Annotated in this window: 1 protein-coding gene; it reads left to right on the plus strand. The window is 66.9% G+C overall.

The window, feature by feature from the left end; all coding sequences use genetic code 11:
- A partial coding sequence (locus HMPREF2716_RS13725; RefSeq protein ID WP_048765244.1) for an acyl-CoA dehydrogenase C-terminal domain-containing protein occupies positions 1 to 920 on the plus strand: 920 nt, incomplete at its 5' end.
- Between the last annotated feature and the right edge of the window lie 151 nt (positions 921 to 1,071).

Below are 1,071 nucleotides of genomic sequence, written 5' to 3' on the forward strand. Positions count from 1 at the left end.
CGGCGATGTTCACCATGATGAACTACGAGCGCCTTGGCGTCGGCATCCAGGGCCTGGCCACCGGCGAGCGCTCCTACCAGAGCGCCATCGAATATGCCCGCGAGCGTATCCAGAGCCGCGCGCCGACCGGCCCGGTGGCCAAGGACAAGGCCGCCGACCCGATCATCGTGCACCCCGACGTGCGTCGCATGCTGCTCACCATGAAGGCGCTGAACGAAGGCGGCCGCGCCTTCTCCAGCTACGTCGCGATGCAGCTGGACACCGCCAAGTACAGCGAAGACGCGGTCACCCGCAAGCGCGCGGAAGAGCTGGTGGCGCTGCTGACCCCGGTGGCCAAGGCATTCCTCACCGACATGGGGCTGGAAACCACCATCCATGGCCAGCAGATCTTCGGTGGCCACGGCTTCATCCGCGAATGGGGCCAGGAGCAACTGGTGCGCGACTGTCGCATCACGCAGATCTACGAAGGCACCAATGGCATTCAGGCGCTCGACCTGGTGGGGCGCAAGGTGATCGGCAGCGGCGGCGCCTTCTCCCGTCACTTCACCGACGAGATCAAGGCCTTCGTCGCTTCCGCCGACGAGGCCCTGGGCGAGTTCAGCAAGCCGCTGGCGGCCGCCGTGGAGAACCTGGAAGAGCTGACCGCCTGGCTGCTCGACCGTGCCAAGGGCAACCCCAACGAGATCGGCGCGGCGTCGGTCGAATACCTGCATGTGTTCGGCTATACCGCCTACGCCTACATGTGGGCATTGATGGCGCGCACCGCGCTGGCCAAGCAGGGCGAGGACGACTTCTACGCCAGCAAGCTGGGTACCGCGCGCTTCTACTTCGCCCGCCTGCTGCCGCGCATCCATTCCCTGAGCGCCTCCGTGCGCGCCGGCAGCGAGTCGCTGTACCTGCTGGACGCCGAGCAGTTCTGAGGCCTGGCGCCTGAGACGGAAAGCCCCGCGATGCGGGGCTTTTTTCTAGGCGCCGGGGGCTCGGCGCGCGGGACGGGTGGGGGTGGATATCCGCTTGCGGCTATCCGCCATTCCCAGGGTTTTCTCGGGGCCGTGATGGGACAGGGTGATC

Origin of the sequence: Pseudomonas sp. HMSC076A11, from assembly GCF_001810205.1 — a bacterium.
GTDB lineage: Bacteria > Pseudomonadota > Gammaproteobacteria > Pseudomonadales > Pseudomonadaceae > Pseudomonas > Pseudomonas aeruginosa.